The organism is Sphingopyxis sp. (genome assembly GCF_036402335.1).
Taxonomy (GTDB): domain Bacteria; phylum Pseudomonadota; class Alphaproteobacteria; order Sphingomonadales; family Sphingomonadaceae; genus Sphingopyxis.
This window is the reverse complement of record NZ_DASWTD010000455.1, coordinates 1-1,798: the sequence shown is the minus strand read 5'-3', so window position 1 is coordinate 1,798 and position 1,798 is coordinate 1. Positions and strand designations below refer to the sequence as shown.

Genomic DNA, 1,798 nt, shown 5'->3' with positions numbered 1-1,798 from the left:
GGCTGGCATGCGCTGCTCGTCCGTTTCGGATCCGACGACCCCGAGCGCGTCGCCAATGTCCTTCGCCGTGCCTGGTGGGATCGTGCGAAAAAGCCGCAGCGCCAAGCCTTTGGCGAGCGGCCCTGAGGTGGTGCGCCGGCTGACGCTGGGCCTCGCGCTGGCGGCCTGCACGCTTCCCGTGCACGCTCAGGCCCCGCAGGCAAACGCCGAACTCAATCGGGCGTGGGCGGCGGGCTATCGCGCGGCGTTCACCTGTTCCTCGCTGTGGAACGGCGGCGGCAAGTCGCTCGCCGATATCGAGCGCGACGAACTGACCGGCATATACCCGGAGATCGAAGCCGATGTCCGTGCGTTGAAAGCCGAGGTTGATGTGGCGGCCAAGCGGGTGAGCGTGCGCTATCGCGACGACATGCCGCCGCGCATTGCGCAATGGGACGCGCGCGACGGCTGTATCACGCTGCCGATCGGCGCGCAGGCAATGCCGGCGGCGCAGGCGGGCGCGGCGGTACGACCGAACCTCGACGATCAGGCCTGGCCGCTTGGCGACCGTGCCGCGCGCGCAGGGACACCGGCGGGGCCCTCGTCCTTCGCCGACGTCTTGACGAGCCGCGACAGCTTCGGCGGACGCACCAGCGCGCTGCTGATCGTCAAGCAGGGACGGATCGTGTCCGAATGGTATCAGTCCGGTCACGACCTGCACACGGCACAGCGGACCTTTTCGGTCGCCAAGTCGATGGCGGCGACGCTGATCGGCCATGCGGTGCTCCGGGGTCAGATCGACGTGGCGAAGCCCGCAGCGATCGCCGAATGGCAGACCCCCGGCGATCCGCGCGCCGCGATCACCACCGAACAATTGATGCGCATGGCGAGCGGGCTCACCAGCGACACCGCCGGCAACCGCACCGACGCCATCTATATGGGCGGGGCGTCGGTGCGGCAGTGGACGACGCAATGGCCGCTGCTGAACGCGCCGAACACGCATTATCGCTATGCCAACAACGACACGATGCTGGCGATATTGTCGTTGAAGGCGGCGCAGGCCAAGGCGGGCACGGCGATGGATCCCGGCGCCTTCTTCGACCGCCTTGGCATGACGCGCACCTTTGTCGAGCATGACAAGGACGGCGATTATATCCTGTCGAGCCAAGTCTGGACGACGGCGCGCGATCTCGCGCGGCTTGGGCTGCTCTATCAGAATGACGGCATGTGGAACGGCGAAAGGCTGCTTCCCGAAAACTGGCGGACCTTCGTGACGACGCCCAGCGGGCCGCAGCCCGATCGCGACTTCGGCTATGGTGCGGGATTCTGGCTGCTCAACAAGTCGGACGGCATCCCCGCCGACGCATTCGGCGCCTTCGGCAATCGCGGCCAGTATCTCGTCGTCGTCCCGTCGCGCCAGTTGGTGATCGTCCGCCAGGGCTATGACAACGACAAGAACCGACTGGACATCGCGGCGCTCGTCAAGGCGGTCGTCGCCGCCGACGGCGCGCGCTGATCGCTTATTTGGCGATTATATGCCTGAAAAACGAAGACCGCATTCGACCGGTAGCGGCCCTTCATTCCTCCCTGTGGCGCAGCCATGGGGAGGTGGCAGCGCGAAGCGCTGACGGAGGGGCCTATGGCGCGAGGTTGCCGCCCCTCCACCATCGCCTGCGGCGACGGTCCCCCTCCCCATCGCTACGCGACAGGGAGGATGGCTCCATTCGTCACCCCGGACTTGATCCGGGGTCCACGACTTCAGCGCTGCGATGGATCCCGGATCAAGTCCGGGATGACGAAGGACTGGAAACGGCCGATG

Annotated in this window: 1 protein-coding gene; it reads left to right on the top strand. The window is 66.8% G+C overall.

The window, feature by feature from the left end:
* The first annotated feature begins 109 nt into the window (after positions 1-109).
* On the top strand, positions 110-1,495 hold the full coding sequence (locus VGD20_RS14705) for a serine hydrolase (RefSeq protein WP_331135161.1): 1,386 nt from the start codon (positions 110-112) through the stop codon (positions 1,493-1,495).
* Positions 1,496-1,798: the final 303 nt, after the last annotated feature.